17 protein-coding genes are annotated in these 17369 nt (G+C 66.9%); 13 read left to right on the plus strand and 4 right to left on the minus strand.

The annotated features are described in order from the left end of the window. Positions 1–206: 206 nt before the first annotated feature. The gene (locus tag NDI76_RS12895) at positions 207–1208 is read left to right on the plus strand and encodes a PhoU domain-containing protein (protein ID WP_310924488.1); all 1002 of its coding nucleotides are present in this window, start codon (positions 207–209) and stop codon (positions 1206–1208) included. Positions 1209–1324: 116 nt separating this feature from the next. Here NDI76_RS12895 and NDI76_RS12900 read toward each other — a convergent pair whose 3' ends face one another. Further along, positions 1325–1702: a 30S ribosomal protein S8e gene (locus NDI76_RS12900; RefSeq protein ID WP_310924489.1), complete on the minus strand. Its 378-nt coding sequence runs from the start codon at positions 1700–1702 to the stop codon at positions 1325–1327. Between the two features lie 162 nt (positions 1703–1864). Between NDI76_RS12900 and NDI76_RS12905 the strand changes: the two genes are divergently transcribed. The 3 genes from NDI76_RS12905 to NDI76_RS12915 all read left to right on the plus strand — a co-directional run bounded on the left by NDI76_RS12905 (position 1865) and on the right by NDI76_RS12915 (position 3238). After that, complete coding sequence (locus tag NDI76_RS12905; protein ID WP_310924490.1) at positions 1865–2305, plus strand: DUF2240 family protein; 441 nt, start codon at positions 1865–1867, stop codon at positions 2303–2305. A gap of 64 nt (positions 2306–2369) precedes the next feature. Further along, complete coding sequence (locus tag NDI76_RS12910) at positions 2370–2741, plus strand: DUF7993 family protein (RefSeq protein ID WP_310924491.1); 372 nt, start codon at positions 2370–2372, stop codon at positions 2739–2741. A gap of 86 nt (positions 2742–2827) precedes the next feature. Then, complete coding sequence (locus tag NDI76_RS12915; protein ID WP_310924492.1) at positions 2828–3238, plus strand: hypothetical protein; 411 nt, start codon at positions 2828–2830, stop codon at positions 3236–3238. 41 nt (positions 3239–3279) lie between these two features. On the opposite strand, the gene NDI76_RS12920 is transcribed toward NDI76_RS12915, so the two are convergent. Continuing rightward, a complete protein-coding gene (locus tag NDI76_RS12920) occupies positions 3280–3939 on the minus strand; it encodes an HAD family hydrolase (RefSeq protein ID WP_310924493.1) in 660 nt (219 codons plus the stop codon). Between the two features lie 151 nt (positions 3940–4090). Here NDI76_RS12920 and NDI76_RS12925 point away from each other — a divergent pair, with 151 nt between their 5' ends. Further along, positions 4091–5347, plus strand: coding sequence for a DNA double-strand break repair nuclease NurA (locus tag NDI76_RS12925; protein WP_310924964.1), 1257 nt, complete (start codon positions 4091–4093; stop codon positions 5345–5347). A 36-nt stretch (positions 5348–5383) separates the two neighbouring features. Here NDI76_RS12925 and NDI76_RS12930 read toward each other — a convergent pair whose 3' ends face one another. Further along, positions 5384–5725 (minus strand): DUF7113 family protein, encoded by a 342-nt coding sequence (locus NDI76_RS12930; RefSeq protein WP_310924494.1) that lies wholly within the window; start codon positions 5723–5725, stop codon positions 5384–5386. A 90-nt stretch (positions 5726–5815) separates the two neighbouring features. Between NDI76_RS12930 and NDI76_RS12935 the strand changes: the two genes are divergently transcribed. The 7 genes from NDI76_RS12935 (at position 5816) to NDI76_RS12965 (ending at position 14259) form a co-directional block, all read left to right on the plus strand. Next, the gene (locus tag NDI76_RS12935) at positions 5816–7684 is read left to right on the plus strand and encodes an ATP-binding protein (RefSeq protein WP_310924495.1); all 1869 of its coding nucleotides are present in this window, start codon (positions 5816–5818) and stop codon (positions 7682–7684) included. A gap of 47 nt (positions 7685–7731) precedes the next feature. Continuing rightward, a complete protein-coding gene (locus tag NDI76_RS12940) occupies positions 7732–8196 on the plus strand; it encodes a universal stress protein (protein WP_310924496.1) in 465 nt (154 codons plus the stop codon). Positions 8197–8298: 102 nt separating this feature from the next. Further along, the gene (locus tag NDI76_RS12945) at positions 8299–8991 is read left to right on the plus strand and encodes a nitroreductase family protein (protein WP_310924497.1); all 693 of its coding nucleotides are present in this window, start codon (positions 8299–8301) and stop codon (positions 8989–8991) included. A 353-nt stretch (positions 8992–9344) separates the two neighbouring features. Then, entirely contained in the window at positions 9345–9629 is a 285-nt protein-coding gene (locus NDI76_RS12950) for a winged helix-turn-helix domain-containing protein (RefSeq protein WP_310924498.1), read from the plus strand. Positions 9630–10140: 511 nt separating this feature from the next. Then, the gene (locus NDI76_RS12955) at positions 10141–11358 is read left to right on the plus strand and encodes an FG-GAP-like repeat-containing protein (RefSeq protein ID WP_310924499.1); all 1218 of its coding nucleotides are present in this window, start codon (positions 10141–10143) and stop codon (positions 11356–11358) included. A gap of 172 nt (positions 11359–11530) precedes the next feature. Next, positions 11531–12679, plus strand: coding sequence for a Gfo/Idh/MocA family protein (locus tag NDI76_RS12960; RefSeq protein WP_310924500.1), 1149 nt, complete (start codon positions 11531–11533; stop codon positions 12677–12679). A 215-nt stretch (positions 12680–12894) separates the two neighbouring features. Beyond that, on the plus strand, positions 12895–14259 hold the full coding sequence (locus NDI76_RS12965; RefSeq protein WP_310924501.1) for a carbohydrate-binding domain-containing protein: 1365 nt from the start codon (positions 12895–12897) through the stop codon (positions 14257–14259). 14 nt (positions 14260–14273) lie between these two features. Here the strand turns inward: NDI76_RS12965 and NDI76_RS12970 are convergent, their stop codons facing one another. Then, the gene (locus tag NDI76_RS12970) at positions 14274–15239 is read right to left on the minus strand and encodes a glycosyltransferase family 2 protein (RefSeq protein WP_310924502.1); all 966 of its coding nucleotides are present in this window, start codon (positions 15237–15239) and stop codon (positions 14274–14276) included. Positions 15240–15693: 454 nt separating this feature from the next. Here NDI76_RS12970 and NDI76_RS12975 point away from each other — a divergent pair, with 454 nt between their 5' ends. Then, the gene (locus NDI76_RS12975) at positions 15694–17130 is read left to right on the plus strand and encodes a glycosyl hydrolase family 28-related protein (RefSeq protein WP_310924503.1); all 1437 of its coding nucleotides are present in this window, start codon (positions 15694–15696) and stop codon (positions 17128–17130) included. Positions 17131–17369: the final 239 nt, after the last annotated feature.

A 17369-nucleotide genomic window follows, 5' to 3' on the forward strand; every position in this document is an offset into this window, starting at 1 on the left:
GGGACCGTTATGTTCGAATATGCGCCCCCTCAAACGGTTTAGATACCGGTTGTCGACCGAAGCGATGGCCGACCGAGAGGGTGGGAGAGACGTCGGTTCGAGTACGAGCGGGTGGTGGTGACGATGAAGCCACGGAGATTTCGGCTCGGTTCGGAGAAGTATATAGATACGAATAGATTTATGGTGTGGGTCCCGTACCCTCGGATATGGTCGAGACGCGAAAGGTGCAGGTGACGGGAGGGTCGACGTACACTGTTTCGATTCCCAAGGGTTGGGCGACCGAGAACAGCGTCTCAGCGGGGACCGAAGTGGAGTTCTACCCCGAGGGCGACTCGCTGTTCTTGACGCCGCGCTCGGAGGACGAGCGGACGGAGGGAACGCTCGACATCGCCAACCTCGACGGCGACGAACTCATGCGCGCGGTGATGACGATGTACGTCAGCGGCTTCGACATCATCGCCTTGGAGAGCGGGCGCATCACCACCGAGCAGCGCCGGACAATCCGCGAGGCGACGCAGAGCCTCGTCGGCCTCGAAGTGCTCGAAGAGACCCGCGACCGGGTCGTCATCCGCGACCTGTTGGACTCCTCGGAACTGTCCATCCACAACGCCGTCACGCGGATGCGGCTCATCTCGATGTCGATGCTCGAAGACGCCATCGCCGCCATCGCCGAACTCGACGACGACATGGCCCGGGACGTCATCCAACGCGACGACGACGTCGACCGCCTCTGGATGGTCGTCTCGCGCATCTTCCGCGCGACGCTCCGGACGCCGAAAGCCGCCGAAGAGTTGGGCCTCCCGCGCGAGGTGTGCTTCGACTACCAGTCCGCGGCCCGCCAACTCGAACGCATCGGCGACCACGCGACGAAGATAGCCCACCTGACGCTGAACTTCGAGGAACCGGTCCCGGAGAAGGTGGTTACCGCCCTCCAAGAACTGTACGTCGACGCGCGGAAGGTCGTCGACGACGGGATGGACGCCCTGTTCACCGACGACCCCGACGAGGCCTCCCGGTTGGCCAACGAGGCCCGCGAAGCGGTCCAAGAGATAGACGAGAGCGCGCGCAAGATAGACGAACTGCTTCGCGACCTCGACCCGGCGCGCGCGCAGTTGCTCGGTCTCATCGTCGACTCCGTCTCCCGGAGCGCCGACTACGGCGGCAACATCGCCGAGACGGCGCTCCAAAAGGCGGCGCCGACGCCCTAACGGGGTCTCGACCGCTCCGTCTCCGTTCGACCTCGGCCGACCTACCCCGACCGATTCGATTCGACCCGAAGCGGCGGCGTCGCTCGACGGAACGAGAAACGAAAGAGAATGCGAGTTTACTCCTCGTCGACGAGGACGGCGTTGACCTGCCCGTCCTGACCGGGGCGGGAGGTGACGCGGGCGCGACCTTCGCTGGTGTCGATGATGGCGCCCTTCGTGATGATGTTCCGGCGGATGTAGTTGACGTTCGAGGGGTTGTCGACGACGTTCTCGATGTCGGCCTCGCTGACCTCGCCGCCGTCGGCGACCTGCGCGACGTTCGTCGAGAGCGCGCGGACCTTCTTCTTGCTGCCGCGGGAGTCGACGACGCGGAACCGGGGTTCGCCGACGGTGGTCTCGGTGGGCTGACGGCCGAGTTGGTGTCGCTTCTTCTTGTGGGAGGGTTTGAGCCGCCCGCCGGTGCGCTTCCGCTTGGAGCGTCCTTGGTCCTTCATAGGGGAGGAAAATCCCGGTAGCTACTTGAATCGCTCGAATCGGGCCGCGAGGTGTGCGTGCGCGGCGCTCACCCCGGCGTCGGGGAGGCGTCGGGAGGTCGGTCGAGGACTCACGAGACGGAACCGAGAACTCCTTGTGCCGCGGCGCTCCGAAAAGAGAGTATGAGCCTCGAGGTGGCGGTGGCGGTGCCGTTCAAACAGCGCGGAACCGACCGCCTGGGCGAGGGGGAGTTCGTCGTCGCCCTCTCCTTGGACCGCGATTGGTTCTCGCCCGACCAGGCGAAGCGCCTCATCGACGTCGCCGCGGGTCGCGGTCTGGTCGCGCGCGAGGACGGACAGGTCGTCGCCGCGTTCGACCCCGCCGGCGTCACCGTGCCGGAGGACTACGAACCCGACCAGTCGATTCTGCGCGAGCAGTCGGCGTTCGAGCGGATGCTCGACGCCCTCGTCGCCGCCGGCCACGACAAACGGGAGGCCGTCGCGGGCGTCAACGACCTCCAGCGACGACTCGGCGTCAGCGTGGAGGCGGCCGCCGCCCTCTACGCGAAGCGCCGCGGCGTCGACGTGGGCGACGCCGCGCGGGCGGCCCGCGAGGAGTTGTAACCCGCGAGGCCGGGATTCCGTCCCGAACCGCGCGGTCTAAACGGCGGGGCGGGTAACGGCCGGCATGGTCGAGGACCGACTCACCGACGGGAAACGAATCGCCCAACTCCTCGCCAGCGAGGTGACGGGCCACGAGCGGTCGCTCGCGTCGCTGTCCGTCGCGGACTCGGAGCGAGACGCGGAACCGACGGCGGACGGCGCGTTCGCCTACGCCGTCGACCGCGAGGCCGAACGCGTCGCCGAGGTGTACATCCACCCGGACCGCGCGCGCGTCGAGTTCCTCGCCGCTCCCGAGGCCGTCGCCGAGGCGGCCGAAACGGAGGGACTCCGCGTCCGCCCGAAGGCGGTCCGACCGCCGCGGACGCTCGTGTTCGTCGAAGACGGCGTGCAGGTGAAGCGCCTCCTCCCCGCGCTTCGCGCCGTCGCCGACGGCTGAATATATCCGAAGACTGTCGGATTAACCGGATTCTACCGACTTCGTAACAAAGCCCCGTCCGTGCCTCCTCCCGTCGGGGATTCACTATGCCCCACACAGACGAAGATGCGGACTCACGGCGCGCACAGCGCGCGAACGACACGAAGCCGCAGGCGCAGGACGAACGGGCTCCGGACCGGTCCGGCGGGCAACCGCAGGAGGGGTCCGGAAATCAGGCCCAGCGGACCCAGCGGGTCGCGGACGAGCGACCGGCCGGCGAGCGGTCCGGGTCCGGACTCGGAGCGGTCTTCGCCGGCGCCGCGCTGCGCTGGGGAATCGGCATCGCCGGGTTCGTGCTGTTCCTGTTCGCCCTCGGACAGGCCGTCGGTCTCGACCTGCTCGGACTGTTCGCCGAGGCGCTCAGTTCGCAGACGGGCCGGTGGCTGGCCGTGGCGGTGTTCGGGCTGTTCCTCGTCGGCGTGGCCCGCCGCGGCGTCGCGAGAGCGTTCCGTGCGTAGCGTTCGAGGCACGCGTCTCGTCTTTTTATTGGCGAACGTACTCAGAGACCGTCGAGGACCGCCGGCAGTCGGTCGGTCAGTTCGTCGCGCTCGATGTGCGCCGCCGCGTGCGAGTCGGGGTCCGGGCCGCCTTCGAAGATGACCTGAATCGGAACGAGGCCGGCCCCCCTCGCCCCGCCGATGTCGGCGTTCACGTCGTCGCCGACGTACGCGGTCTCGCCCGCCTCGCTGCCCAGCGCGTCCAGTAACGCCTCGAAGGCTGCCGCGTTCGGTTTGCCGGCGGCGAGTTCGCCGGTCACGAGCGCCGCGTCGAAGGCGTCCTCCCAGCCGAGGGTGGCGAGTTTGTCGCGCTGGGCGACCCGCGGCCCGTTGGTGAGCAGGCCGACGGGGTAGCGCTCGCGCAGGTCCGCGAGGAACGCCTCCGCGCCGTCGACGGGGACGAGGGCGTCGGCGATGTGCTCGCGGTAGGACGCGGCGACGGCGTCGGGGTCGGCGTCCGAGTCGCGCGCGCGCAGCAGCGTCTCGAAGATGGGTGCTCGCGTCTCCCCCGTCAGGTGCTCGCTGTGTGCGTCGAGGTACGCGTCCCTGGAGAGCGGCGGCGCGCCCGCGGCGGTCGCGGCGTCGCGTAGAATCATCTCTCGGTCTCGCGTCGGTATCGCGAGAGTGTAGTCGAGGTCGAACCCGACCGCCCGGATAGTCACGCTCGTCGGTACGGGGTCGAGCACCATGACCGTTCGCGTTCGCGTTCGTGTAACGCCGGCCACCGAAGAGGCGAACGCGAACGGGCGAGAACCCGGCGGCGACCCGGCGACGACGCGGGGGTTTTTCTTCGCGCGCGCCGAGAAGTGGTTCATGACGCTCGACCCCGTCCACGTGGACGGAATCGCGGACCTCGCGACTTATCTCGCCCGGAACGTCGACGACGACGAGCACGTCGACCTCGCGCGCACCGTCTGGGAGGAGTATCTGGACCCCCTCTACGGCCCCGACGGCGGCGCGGTGCTCGAACCGCTCGGGCGGAAGCGCCTCCGCGCCGCCGACGTCGACGACGTCGCCCTCACCGAGTCGCCGTTCGAGACGGTCCACGGCCTCGACTCGGGGACGATCAACCCGACGACGTTCAAGAACGGCATCGTCCTCGACGTGGCGCAGGCCGCGATGGCCGCTGTCCCCTCCAACCTCGACCTGCACCGACACCGGAGCATCGTGGCGACGACGCACACGAACGACGCGACGTCCGCGTTCGACCAACCGTGGCGAAAGCGCGACGAGGGGTACTGTCGCTGGCGAATCATTCAGGCCCCGCGGGTGAGCCGGTTTGCGGAGGGCGTCGTCCACGCCCTCTCGCTGTACCTCGCTGAGAGCACGCACGCCCTCGAACACGCCGACGAGGTCGAGGACCTCCTCGTCCTCGACGGACCGCTCTACCCGAAGGAACTGCTGAACTGGCGGGGACGGGACGGCGAACTCAGCGACCTCTCCCGGGAGGCCAAACCCAAGCAGGTGGTCGAGAACTACCTCCGCCTGGTCGAGCGGTTCGTCAAACGGGACGTGCCGCTCTGCGGGTTCGTGAAGAACCCCGCGTCGAAACATCTCGTGAACGCCGTGCGAGAGAGGGGGATGGAGGCACCGTGGACCGACGACACCGCCTTCTTCACCCGACTGCTCGAACGCCGCGCCGTCGGCAACCGGGGCACCGAGGGGCGGGAGACGGGCGAACTGACGTTCACCAACTGGTTCGTCTCGCGGGGCGGATGCGACCGCACGTTCGCCGCCGGCGGGGACGCGTTCGGACTGGAGCGGAACCTCGACGCCGACCTGTACGAGGTGGCGTTCTTCGTCATCTACGACCCGCGGACGGACGTGCTCTACCGCGTCGAAGCGCCCGTCGCGTTCGCGCGCGACGAGGACGTGCGCCGCCGCCTCACGACGCAGATGCTGGCGGGCGTCGCCGCGAACCGCGGGCCGCCGGACGCCGTCGCCAAGGCGGACGAACTGGCGCGGATCAGCGCGCGCGAGAAGGTGGCGCTCAGACGGAAACTGGAGGAGAACCTCGACTCCGACGCGGTGCGGCAGTACGACGACCTGCGGTGGGCGCCCGGGGAGTGACGGGGCGACGGGAGCGGACCGAACGGGTCCCCGTGGTCAGGCCGCGCCGGGTTCGCTCTTGACGACTTCGATGCGCACGTCGTCGGCGGCGACGCCGACGCGTGCGAACTGCGTCCTGACGTGCTCTTTGGCCGCCGCGAGGGCTTGGTCGCGCGTGTCGAACCCCCGGGGCATCGGCGAGTCGAACGCGACGTTGATGGTCCGACCGTCTATCGTCGTCTCCGACCCGCCGCTCTCGACCTCGTAGAACTCGTCGCAGACCCAGACGTACGGCGCGTCCTCGTCGGGCGCCCCCTTGTACGACGGCGCGTCCTCGCCGCGCTCGAATATCGTGCCCGTGAGGGTCGTGCCGCCGCCGTGACCGCGAACCAGAAGCATATCCTTGCGATACGACCCCGGGCGTGAAAAGACGCGCGGGAGGTTCGGAGCCACGGGTCTTTTTAACCACAGCCTACCGTGTCGGAGAACATGTCCGACCTCGGCGACTTCACCGACTTCGAGTCCGGGTCCGACCGTGACTCGTCGTCACAGACGGCTGACGCGTCCGACGCCGAACGGGGGGAGAACGGGGAATCCGAGGGCGCGGCGGCCGCGTCCGCGGACGCCGGGTCCGACGCGGCGGACGGGGGGGTCGCCTTCGAGCGGTTCGACGTGGCGCCCGCGGGCGAGGACCGCGGCATCGGCGCCGTCTCGGTTTCGCAGGGGCTCCGCGTCGCCGAGGACGGCGACGACACCGCCCTCCGCGCGTTCGTCACGACGGGCAACCGCGACGACGTGCGCCTCGGCAAGTACCTCCTCGTCCCCTACCCCGACGACGAACTGCTGTTCTGCCGCATCACCGCCCTGGAGTACGCCCAGGAGTTCCGAACCGACGACGCCACGGAGATTCACGCCCGGCGCGCGATGCGCCGACAGGAGTTCGAAGAGCGCGACTACAAGTTCGTGGCGTCGCTGGACCCCGTGGCGGTCCTCTTCGAACAAGGGGACGAACTCAAGCGCCGGATGGTCGACCGAGTCCCGAAACCGGGCGCCGTCGTCGCCGAGGCGACGGACCCCGAACAGATCAAGACGGGACTGAAGATTCCGGCCGAGGGAGTCTTCTTGGGTCACCTCTCGGTCGGCGGCGAGAAGGTGCGAACGGCGGCGGAACCGCCGACCATCGACTACCGCCTCAAGGACGACTACGCCGACGGCGACCCTCTCGTCTTCCGACACACCCTCGTCGCCGGCGGCACCGGGTCGGGGAAGACGCACGCCTCGAAGAACCTTCTCCGGCAACTGCTCGATTCGGACCGGACCTACGAGATGGACGACGGGCGCGACGCTCAGATGGCTGTTGTGCAGTTCGACCCGCAGGACGAGTACGCTCAGATGCACGACGACAACCCCGAGATGACTGACTCGGTCGCCCGGCGGTACGAACGCGAGGGCGTCGCGCACGGCGGTCACGACGACACGGTCTGTCTCGTGCCGAAGGAGGACGGCGTGCCGTACGGCGGCGACAACCACCGCGCCGAACAGGTCGAGTTCACCATCCCGTTCTCGATGGCGCGCGACCGACCGTGGCTGGTCGCCGGCAGCAGCCTCAACGAAAACCAGTTCCCGGCGCTGAAAGAGCTGCTGCGGCGGTTCTTCCGGGAGTACGGAAACGAGGGGACGTACGAGGAGTTCCTGACGTTCCTCGACGACCCGGCGCTGAAAGAGGAACTGCACGAGGCGGGACGCGTCCACGAGGCGACGTACGACGCCGTGAAACGCCGCGTCCGCGGCGTCCCGAACGGCGTGTTCGACCAGTCGGCCCGCCCCATCACCGAGTTGGACCACCAACTCGTCCGACCGGGCGGTCTGACGGTGATTCCGACCTACCACCTCTCGACGAGTCGCGCGAAGGAGATGTTCGTCCTCGCGGTGTCGAGCATGCTCATCGACGACAAACTGTCGAACGCCCCCCGGTCTGAGAGAATCAAAGAGACGCCCCTCGTTCTCGGGATGGACGAGGCGCACAACTTCCTCGCGGACGCCGACAACGTCCAAGCGAGAAAGGTCGTCTCGAAATTCACCGAGGCGGCCAAGCAGGGTCGAAAGGAGCGACTCGGCCTCTTTCTCATCACGCAGGACCCGCAGGACGTGGCCGAACCGGTGTTCAAGCAGGTGAACACGAAACTGGTCTTGAACCTCGGCGACGAGGACGCCATCAAGAGCGTCAACATCCCGCCGAATCTCGAGGACAAGGTGCCGTACATGGAGAAAGGACAGATGGTGGTTTACTCGCCGGACAACTCCGAACCCGTCGAACTCGTCGGTCTCTCGACGTGCGTGACGAGACACGGCGAGTGAGCGGCGCGGGAGCGGAGCTTTTTGTCGATTGGTAACATACTAGAAGTATGATTCGACACCTACTCATCCCGGTCGACGGGTCGCCGCAGTCCGTCGAAGCGCTCCGGTTCGCCGCCTCGGAGTGGGGGGACGCCCGCGTCACTCTGTTGCACGTCATCGACCCCGTGAACGGTTCGCGCGCGAGCGCGGTTCCTTCGGGGTCCGAAGAGTGGTACGACGACGCTCGGGAACGGGCCGAGTCGCTGCTCGAGGAGGCGCGGACGGTGCTTCCCGCCGATGCGACCGTCGAGACGAGAATCGAGGTCGGTCGTCCCGCGGCGACCATCCTCGACGTGGCGCGGGAGGGGGCGGTGGACCACGTCGTTCTCGGCAGTCACAGCCGCGAGGGCATCTCGCGCATCCTCCTCGGCAGCGTCGCGGAGGCCGTCGCGCGGCGCTCGCCCGTTCCCGTGACCGTCGCGCGGACGTCGATGGACGACGCCGAACGAGCGGACGGAGTGTCGTCGGCGTAACCGGGTTACGCGCCGCCCACGAGAGGTGCGAGCACGGGGTCGGTGCCGGAGGGCACCGCCGGTGTCGCCCGCCCTTTTCGTCTCGCGAAGAGAGTACTCGGTGTGGAGTACTCCGAAGTCGTCACGTCCCGACGGTCCGTTCACCAGTACGCCGACGAGGACCTGTCTACCGAAGTCGTCGAATCGATATTCGAACGCGTCCGTCACGCTCCGTCGAGCTACAACCTCCAGCCGTGGGAGTTCCTCGTCCTCACCGAGGACGAGAACCGAGAAGCGCTCCGGGAGGCGGCCAACGGGCAGGAACACGTCACCGACGCCCCCGTCGCCGTCGTCGTCCTCGGGAACAAAGACCCGGCGGCGCACGCCGAGGCCGTCTTCGACGACTGGGTGGCGAAGGGCTACCTCCCGAACAACGACGCACGCGACGCCGTCATGGAGAACGTCGCTGCGATGTCCGAACTGCCCGAAGAGGAGCGGCGGGTCTGGACGGTCCGCTCGACCACCATCGCCGCCACGGAACTGATGAACGCCGCGTGGGACGAAGGGGTCGCTACCTGCCCGCTCGGCGGATTCGACGCCGACGCTGTCGTCGAGGCGTTCGATATCGACGGCGACCAGTACGAACCCGTGATGCTCGTCACCATGGGCTACTCTGCCGACGGGGCGGCCGACGTGGACCGAGAGCGCAAGTACCGCCGCTCGGTGGACGAAATCGTCCACTACGACGAGTTCGACCCCGTCACGTCGACCGAACTCCCCGATGCGGCCGCCGAAGCGCCCGCTTCCGACGACTGACCGACGTCGATTCGCCGTTCCATCACTGTTTTCGGGTCGCCGATCGACCGGGTTCGACCGTACTCGTCGAGTCGAGCGGCGAGACACAAACTTCATCTGATAATTCACTATCTAAAGAATTTAACTTCGCAACTACAGAACATTCAATAAATAGAGAATGTGCCCGAAAATCTTATTTAATGATACGCTAAACGTAGGGCGATGCCAGAAATCGCGGAGAATCGAACTGGGGGAGCAGTTAGGCGTCGCCGGGGGGCGACTCGCCTGTTTTCGGGCCGCACCGTGGGACCGTGCGGGTCGGAGAAAAACGAAGGAGCGAACGCGCTCGATACCGTCGTCAGGGGGGAGACCCGATGAGCGTCAGCAAGAGCAGGTGGGACGACGTCGGCTACATCATCAGCTCGCGGTACAGAATTCTCGTCCTCAAACGGCTCATTGAGGGGCCGGCGACGCCGTCGCTCATCGCGGCCGACTCGGGGAGTTCTATCACGCACGTCTCGCGCGCGCTGCAACAGCTTCGCGAGCAGTCGCACGTGACGCTCTTGGTGTCCGAGGACCGCAAGAAGGGCCGCGTCTACGGAATCACGGACGAGGGGCGGTCCGTGTGGGAGATGCTCGACACGAAGGACCTCGTGTAACGGCCGGTACCACCTTTTTTCGCGGTGCGATCTGACGCTCGTTCGACCGAACGCTTCTGAGCCGCGGGACGGGGTCGGCGGCACCGCCGACTGTTTCAGCGGGCGTTAATGGGGCATTAACGCCGGGTTTCGAGCGTCTGGCGGGTTGGACCCGGAGCGGGTTCGGAAGGTCGTATCACGACGGACAGGCGCGCGAACGGGGACGAAGAGGCTCTCGAAGACGCTCGCCTCTCTCGCCTCTCGGAGGTTCTTCCGGTGTGGGACGCGGTTGGGAAGGGACCGAGCGGAGGTGGTACTCCGAGGCGACGGCCTCCGACTCGGTCTCGCAGTCCGAGACCGACCTCGAATCGGGCGGCGGCGGAGCGATGAGGTGAAGCCGCGGTTTCGCGCCCGTTCCGCGGCGGATAACAAAGCATCGATTGGACGACTAGCGACCAATGGACCGAACCTGTGCGGCCGCGTCGACCCGACAGACAGAGAACGACCCGACGAACCGGACGGGGGCGGAGAGATGAGCGACGAGGCCTCTCCGGCCGCCGGCGGCGGGGCGGCGACGGGCGAACTCGCCGAACCGGGGACGAGCGACACGGAGTTCCGATTCCGACACGAGACCATCGACGCGAACCCGCCGAGCGGTCGCCTGTTCATCTGCCACCCGACGGACCTGACGGGCGACGGCCATCCCGACCTCATCGTCGGCGGCATGGGGTCGACGGACGTCTCGACGTTCGTTCCGGGCCTGACGGTCGAACGCTCATCCATCCCGGGGTACTTCTTCAAGCGTCTCGAAACGGACCTGTTCTGGTACGAGAACTCGACGTGGGAGCGCCACGACATGACCGACGACGACGAACTCCGACTGCTGGGGAGCACGCTGGTCGATTTCGACGGCGACGGCTCCGAGGACATCGTCGTCGGGCAGGGTCTCGGCTTCGGCGACATCTACTGGTTCGAACGGCCCGCGGACCCCCGAAAAGAGTGGACAAAGCGGCTCCTCCGGAGCGACTTCGAGAAGTACCACGACCTCGCCTTCGGCGACGTCGACAACGACGGAAAACCCGAACTGGTCGGCGTCTCCCAGGAGAGCGAGACGCTGTTCTACTACGACGTCCCCGAGGACCCCCGGCGGACGCCGTGGCCCGCGGAGACGAAGCACGTCATCGAATCGGGGGTCGACCTCGAAGGCCTCTGCATCGTCGACCTCGACGGCGACGGAGAGAACGAACTCATCGCCGGCACGCACGTCTACCGGCAGACCGATACCGGAGACTGGGAGCGCGAGACGGTCGTCTCCGGGTGGGACTGGACGCGCGTGGCCGTCGCGGACCTCGACGGCGACGGCGAACTGGAGGTCGTGTTCACGGAGGGTGACTCACCCCTCCTCGGCAACCATCCGGGGCGCGTCGCGTGGTTCGACCCGCCGAACTGGGAACAGCACACGCTCAGGGACGACATGTACTGCCCGCACTCGCTGCAGATTGCGGACTTCACCGGGAACGGTCTGCCCGATATCTACGTCTCGGAGATGGGACTCGGCGTGAACGAGGACCCCCAACACCTCATCTTCGAGAACCTCGGCGACGGAACGTTCGAGGAGCACGTCATCGCCACCGGCGTCGAGACGCACGAAGCGAAAGTTGTCGACATGACGGGCGACGGGCGACTCGACATCGTAGGTAAGTCCTACGAACCGAACGCCCACGTCGACATCTGGTACAACGAATCCTGAGCGAACCCGACGCACCGCGGGGCCGACCGAATCGATTGGCTTGGTCGACTCGGACGACTCGGGCGACCCGCCGCTGATTCTACGAGACGACCCGAGTAGGGGCCGCCGTCCTTCGAAGCGTGGGCGGTTATATCGCTACTACTGATACGTCGAGGACACCACGTCCGTGACGATGACGTACGACGTAGCCATCGTCGGCACCGGTCCCGACCCCGAGGACCCGGACACCGACGGCTTCGCGATGGGGTATCGACACGCATCCGCCTACGACCGACTCGACGACTGTCGACTCGCCGCCTGCGTGGACATCATCCGACCGAACGCGGAGGCGTTCGCGGAGACGTGGGGTCTCGCGGAGAGCGCCGTCTACGAGGACGTCGAACAGATGCTCCAAGAGGTACGGCCGGACGTCGTGAGCGTCACGGTACCGCCGTCGGTCCACGCCGACGTGGTCCTCGCGTGCGCCGAGAGCGACTCCGTACAAGCGATACACTGCGAGAAGCCGATGGCGAAGACCTGGGACGACGCGAAGCGGATGGTCGCCGCCTGCGAGGAGGCGGGCGTCCGACTCACGTTCAACCACCAGCGTCGGTTCGGCCGCCCGTTCCGGGAGGCCAAGCGGTTGCTCGACGACGGCGCCGTCGGGTCGCTCGAACGGGTCGAGATAGGCGGACCGAACCTCTACGACTTCGGGACCCACCTGTTCGACCTCTGCGGCTACTACACCGACCAGTCCCCGCCCGAATGGGTTCTCTGCGGCGTCGACTACGGTGAGGAGAACGTTCAGTTCGGCGCGCACAACGAGAACAACGCGATAGCCCAGTGGGGTCACGAGAACGGCGTCGTCGGCATCGCCTCGACGGGCGACTACAGCGTCGTCCCCGCCCAGATGCGCCTCGTCGGCGACGACGGCCTTATCGACATCTGTACCGAAGACGGTCCACCGCTTCGGTACCGGAACGGGTCGACGAACGGGTGGAAATCCGTCGACACCGGCCGCGACGGCGCCCACGGACCGACCGACTCGCTCCCGCAGGTCGCCGCGCGGAAGGTCGCCGCTCGGCTTCCGTTCGTCTCCGAGGACCGATTCCGGACACCGACGTACATCGAACGAGCCATCGAAGAGGTCGTGACCGCGCTCGTCGAAGACCGCCCCTCGGAGCTCTCGGGCGAGAACGCCCTCCAGTCCACGGAGCTCATCTTCGGCGCCTGGGAGTCCGCACGGCGTCGAGAGCGGGTCGCCTTCCCCCTCGAAGTCGACGGAAACGCGCTCGAAGAGATGGTCGAATCGAACGAACTACTCGCGTCCGACGACGCGTAATCACGCGGCGTCACAGCCCGAAAACGGTCGCTTCGGTCGGTCGCCGCTCGTCTCGATTCCGCCTTCGCGCGCGCGACCACCGGAACCGCCCTGACCGAGGACTCTTCTGGTACTTTTTTGGTAACTAACCGCCGGTATCTGGTCAGGAGATACCTACTGTTCGCTGCTAAGTATGCAAAAGCGATAATTAAGGTATTCTTGTATTTCTTCCCAGGATGAGTAGAAAGCTTTCCGATGAGAACGAAACCGAACGGAGCGGCCTCGGGGGGGCCATCAAGAACTGGGTAGGGGGCGGAGACTCGCGTCCGCGGGCGCGAACCGCGTCCGCGTCCGATTCCGATTCCGAGGCGGCGAAAGGAGAGAATGACCGAGTCGAAATCGGGCGGCGGTCGTACCTGAAGATGGTCGGCGTCGCCGCGGCGACGGCCTCTGTCGCGGGGTGCACGGGAACGTCCGACGGCGTCGCGAGCGTCCAACCCCTGTCGGCGTTCGGTTACGGCGGGGCGGCCGTCCTCCAGCAGGCTTCCTCGCTCGACCTCACCGTGAGCGAGTCCGAGTCGAACGACAGTCAGGCGACCGCGATGGCCGTCGACCTCGGCGCCACCGTGTCGGGTCGGCTGGCGTCCTCGGAGGTCGACTGGTACGCCGTCGACGCGACGGCGGGACAGGAACTCCTCGTGGACTTCGAGCGAGCCACCGACGCGGGCGTCGTCGCGGTCATCGTCTACGACGCCGACGGCGGGTGGAGCGACCTCCGGTATCTGGGCACCTCGGGTCCGGTGACGGTTCGGAGCGCCGTCGAGGAGTCGGGAACGTACTACGTGCAGGTCATCGACGTCGAGAACGGCGGCGGAGACTACACGCTGGCGGTCTCGGCGGGCGGCGCGGAAACGGAGACGCCCACCGCGACTCCCACGCCGACTCCGACTCCCACGCCCACCCCGACGGACGGGCAGTCACCCTTCGGCGGGCAAGCGCGGACGCTTCCGGGACAGATCGAGGCCGAACACTTCGACGCGGGCGGCGCCGGCGTCGCCTACTTCGACACCACGAGCGCGGCGAAAGGCGGCGACTACCGGACGGACGAACTGGTGGACATCGAGAACACGCAGGACGACTCCGGGACGTACAACGTCGGGTGGATGCAGGAGGGCGAGTGGTTGGAGTACACTGTCGACGTGACGGCCGCGACGTACGACGTCAAACTTCGCGTCGCCTCGCCGGTCAGCGGCAAGCGGTTCCGCGTGCTGCTCGACCGGGAGGAACTCGGCGTCGTCGAGGTGCCGAACACCGGTAGCTGGCAGTCCTGGCAGACGGTGACGATACCGGACGTCGTCCTGTCCGAAGGGCAGGACCAGGTGCTGCGGGTCGAAGTCGTCGACGGGGACGTGAACCTCAACTGGATCGAGTTCACGAGCAACCAACCGGCTGTCACGCCGACGCCGACTCCTACACCGACTCCCACCCCGACGCCGACCCCCACGCCGACTCCGACTCCCACGCCCTCGCCCTCGCTCGACGACTACGGGCTACAGGGCTACGGCGAGATGGGATACGGCGGCGTCGAGACGTCGAACTGAGGACCGACCGGCGGTTACTTCGGGACCGACGACCCGGCGACGAGGCGGTTCGTAGCCTGCGCGAGTCGGTGGGTCGTCCGCCCGCCGAGCGTCACGCCGGCGTACAGGAGGAACGTGGGTTCGAAGGGGTAGTGTTGAACCGCCTTCAGGAAGAACCGACGGGCCACCTGGTAATTTCTGTCGTTTATCGACGCCGACCCGACGCGGTAGGCCGTCCACCCGAGCATCTTCCGCTCGAAGAGGGGGCCGTACTCGGCCGCCAGGTCGCGGTATTTCTCCACGAACAGCCCGTAGCTCTCCAGGAGGTTGTCGTAGTCGTCGGAGATGCGGTTGTGCGCGTCGTACTCGTAGGTGACGAGCGCCTCCCCGATGGGTTCGAACTCGCACTTGGTCGAGAGGGCGACGTACCACTCCAGGTCGGCCCACCGCTTGAACCGCTCGTCGAACGGCGTCTCCTTGGCGAGGTCCGACCGGACCATCACCGCCGACTGCGTGCCGACGACGTTCCGGCAGAGCACCGCCTTCGTGACGTCCCCGTCGACCGGGTCGGGGATGACGACGTCGTGGACGCTGCCGTCCATCTCGCCCTTGCGGCCGACGTAGACGAGGCCGACGTCGTCGCCGACGGTTCGGAAGCGCGCGACCTGCTTCGAGAGCTTCTCGGGGTCCCACCGGTCGTCGTCGTCCAAAAACGCGATGTACTCCCCCGTCGCCGCCTCGACGCCCGTGTTGCGGGCGGCGTTGGCGCCGCGATTCTCCGAGTGGCGGCGTATCTCGAAGGAGTGCACGTCCGGCGAGACGCCGTCGAGAACCTCGCTCGCCGGTACCTCCGAGCAGTCGTCGACGACGACGAGTTCGACGGGCGCGTACTCCTGTTCGGAGACGGTTTCCACCGCCGTCCGCAGGTACGCGGGGCGGTCGTAGGTGGTGATGATTACCGTGACAAGCGGGTCGTCGGCGTGGGGGTCGGTTCGACTCATCGGGTCACCGGAGGGGCGGGCGTCGCGGGCGCGGTTGCGTGGCGTTCGGTCCGGACATCGTTCTCGTCCGTGTCGTCTCCGCGTCCACATACTGTTATGCGTGTTATTACGAGACGAACGACACCGTCGGCCGCCGAGGAACAAAAGACAGCTATTTTATGCTTGGTTCGGGCAATTAGTTACATTGCTACTAATACTCGAACGCGAGCGGCGGCGGCAGCGAATCCGTTCGGCGGGACGCGATTCGAGGCGAAAACCACCGCGGTCGGTCGGATACGGAGCGTATACCTTTACCGGGCGAAGACCTTCAGGACAGCAAACGGCCCTCGTGGTCGGCGGACCCGTGGCTCAGCAACCATGAACACAGATACAAGACACTCGGCGGCGTTCGACGGGTCGAAGTGCGCGCCGGTCGGGCGAACAGGGACGGGACAGCGAGGAGAGCGGGCGAGAGATGAGTGAGGATACGGAGCGTCAAGAAGAGACCGAAGCGGACCCCGAAGAGGTCGGCGCGGAGGGAGAGCGGGACGAAGGAGACGAGACGGTAACGCGCCGTGAGACCATCGTGGCGACGGCCGCGGGAGTCGTCGGTACCGGGACGCTCGCGCTCTCGTATCTCTTCTCGGACGGAGACGACGACCCCGACACGGAGGCGCCGACGCCGATGTCCCCGACGCCGACCGAGGGCGACGGCGAACAGGTGCCCGAGGGGGAAGACATCCGGGACTACGGGGCGGCAATAGACGGACAGACCAACGACGCCCCGGCCATCATGCGCGCGCTTCGGGCGGCCTCTCCCGGCGGGGTCGTCTACCTGCCGCCGGGCGATATCCTCCTCGACGCGCGGGACACCGACTCCAAGGCCATCCGACTCAACGCCTCGAACCGAAACGTCACGCTCCGGGGCGCCGGACCGGGGGCGGGAGAGACGCGACTGGTCATGGCTCCGGGTCACGAAGGCGTCCACAGCGCGGTGTACGTCGGCACGAATCCGGGCAACAGTGCCGGGACCGTCCGACTCGAACGTCTCACCATCGTCGGGAACAAGCGGAATCAGGGGGTCAACCCCGGTTTAGGCATCCGAACGGAGGCCGAGGGCACGCTGGTGATGCGCGACTGCCGCGTCACCTCGTGGCTGAACGCGGGCGTGAAACTGTCCGGCGGGATGGACGCCGACATCCAGTACTGCGAGTTCAGCAACAACGGACTGCGCGAGAACGGCGGCCACGACGTCTCCCCGAACCAGGACCGCCACCAGACGGAGACGGTCATCAGGCGGTGTCACTGCCACAACTCGGGCGGGGCGTCCGTCGACGTCGGACAGACCGAGGATATCGAACTGCAGACCGTCCTCATCGACGAGTGCATCCTGGAGAACAGCCTCGCGTCGCTGAAACTCTCGACGCAGAACAAGCTGACGACCGTCCGCCGGACGCAGATGCTGGGCGGCGACGCGACGACGATACCGGTCAAAGTCAACCCGACCGACATCAGCATCGACGACCTTGTCCTCGAAGACGTGCTCATCGACGGCGGGGGGTGGCCGGCCATCGACCTGCCCTGTCCCGGCCGCCTGCGACTCGACAACGTCGCCATCATGAACGTCGACCAGAACAACCGGCAGCGCGGACAGGACAGAGGGGGAATCTTCACCCGCGACATCGACTTCCGCGACTCCGGCCGGGTCTCCATCCACAACGTCGGTCAGAACAACGAGAGCATCGCCCTCAACATCGAGGACGGCGGAGGCTCGATAGCGGAACTCGTCTACGGCAACGTCGCCGGCGTGGGCAAAAGCCAGGGCGTCAACCTGGAGAAGACCACCCGCGGCGAACCGCTGGAACCGGACGTCGTCGCTCGGAAGAACGTCGGGCCGCGGTCCGCCTCGTGACACTGCCTCCGAGGCCGCCTACGGCCAACGCGCGCGAACGTGGCCGACGCCGCTCCGGCATCTGTTCGGTATCTACGCGGTAACTAAAACGCGAGTACTCGTCCACAACTCGCCACCAGCGGACATGTTCAGGATGACATGTGGGAAGAAGAGTTATTCACTGAAGAGGGAACTCGGAGGTATGGACGCAGAACGCGGCGCCACGGGGTGCCTCCAGACGAGAGCGAACGACCGGCGCG

The sequence above is a fragment of the Halogeometricum sp. S1BR25-6 genome (genome assembly GCF_031624495.1).
Taxonomy (GTDB): Archaea; Halobacteriota; Halobacteria; order Halobacteriales; family Haloferacaceae; genus Halogeometricum; species Halogeometricum salsisoli.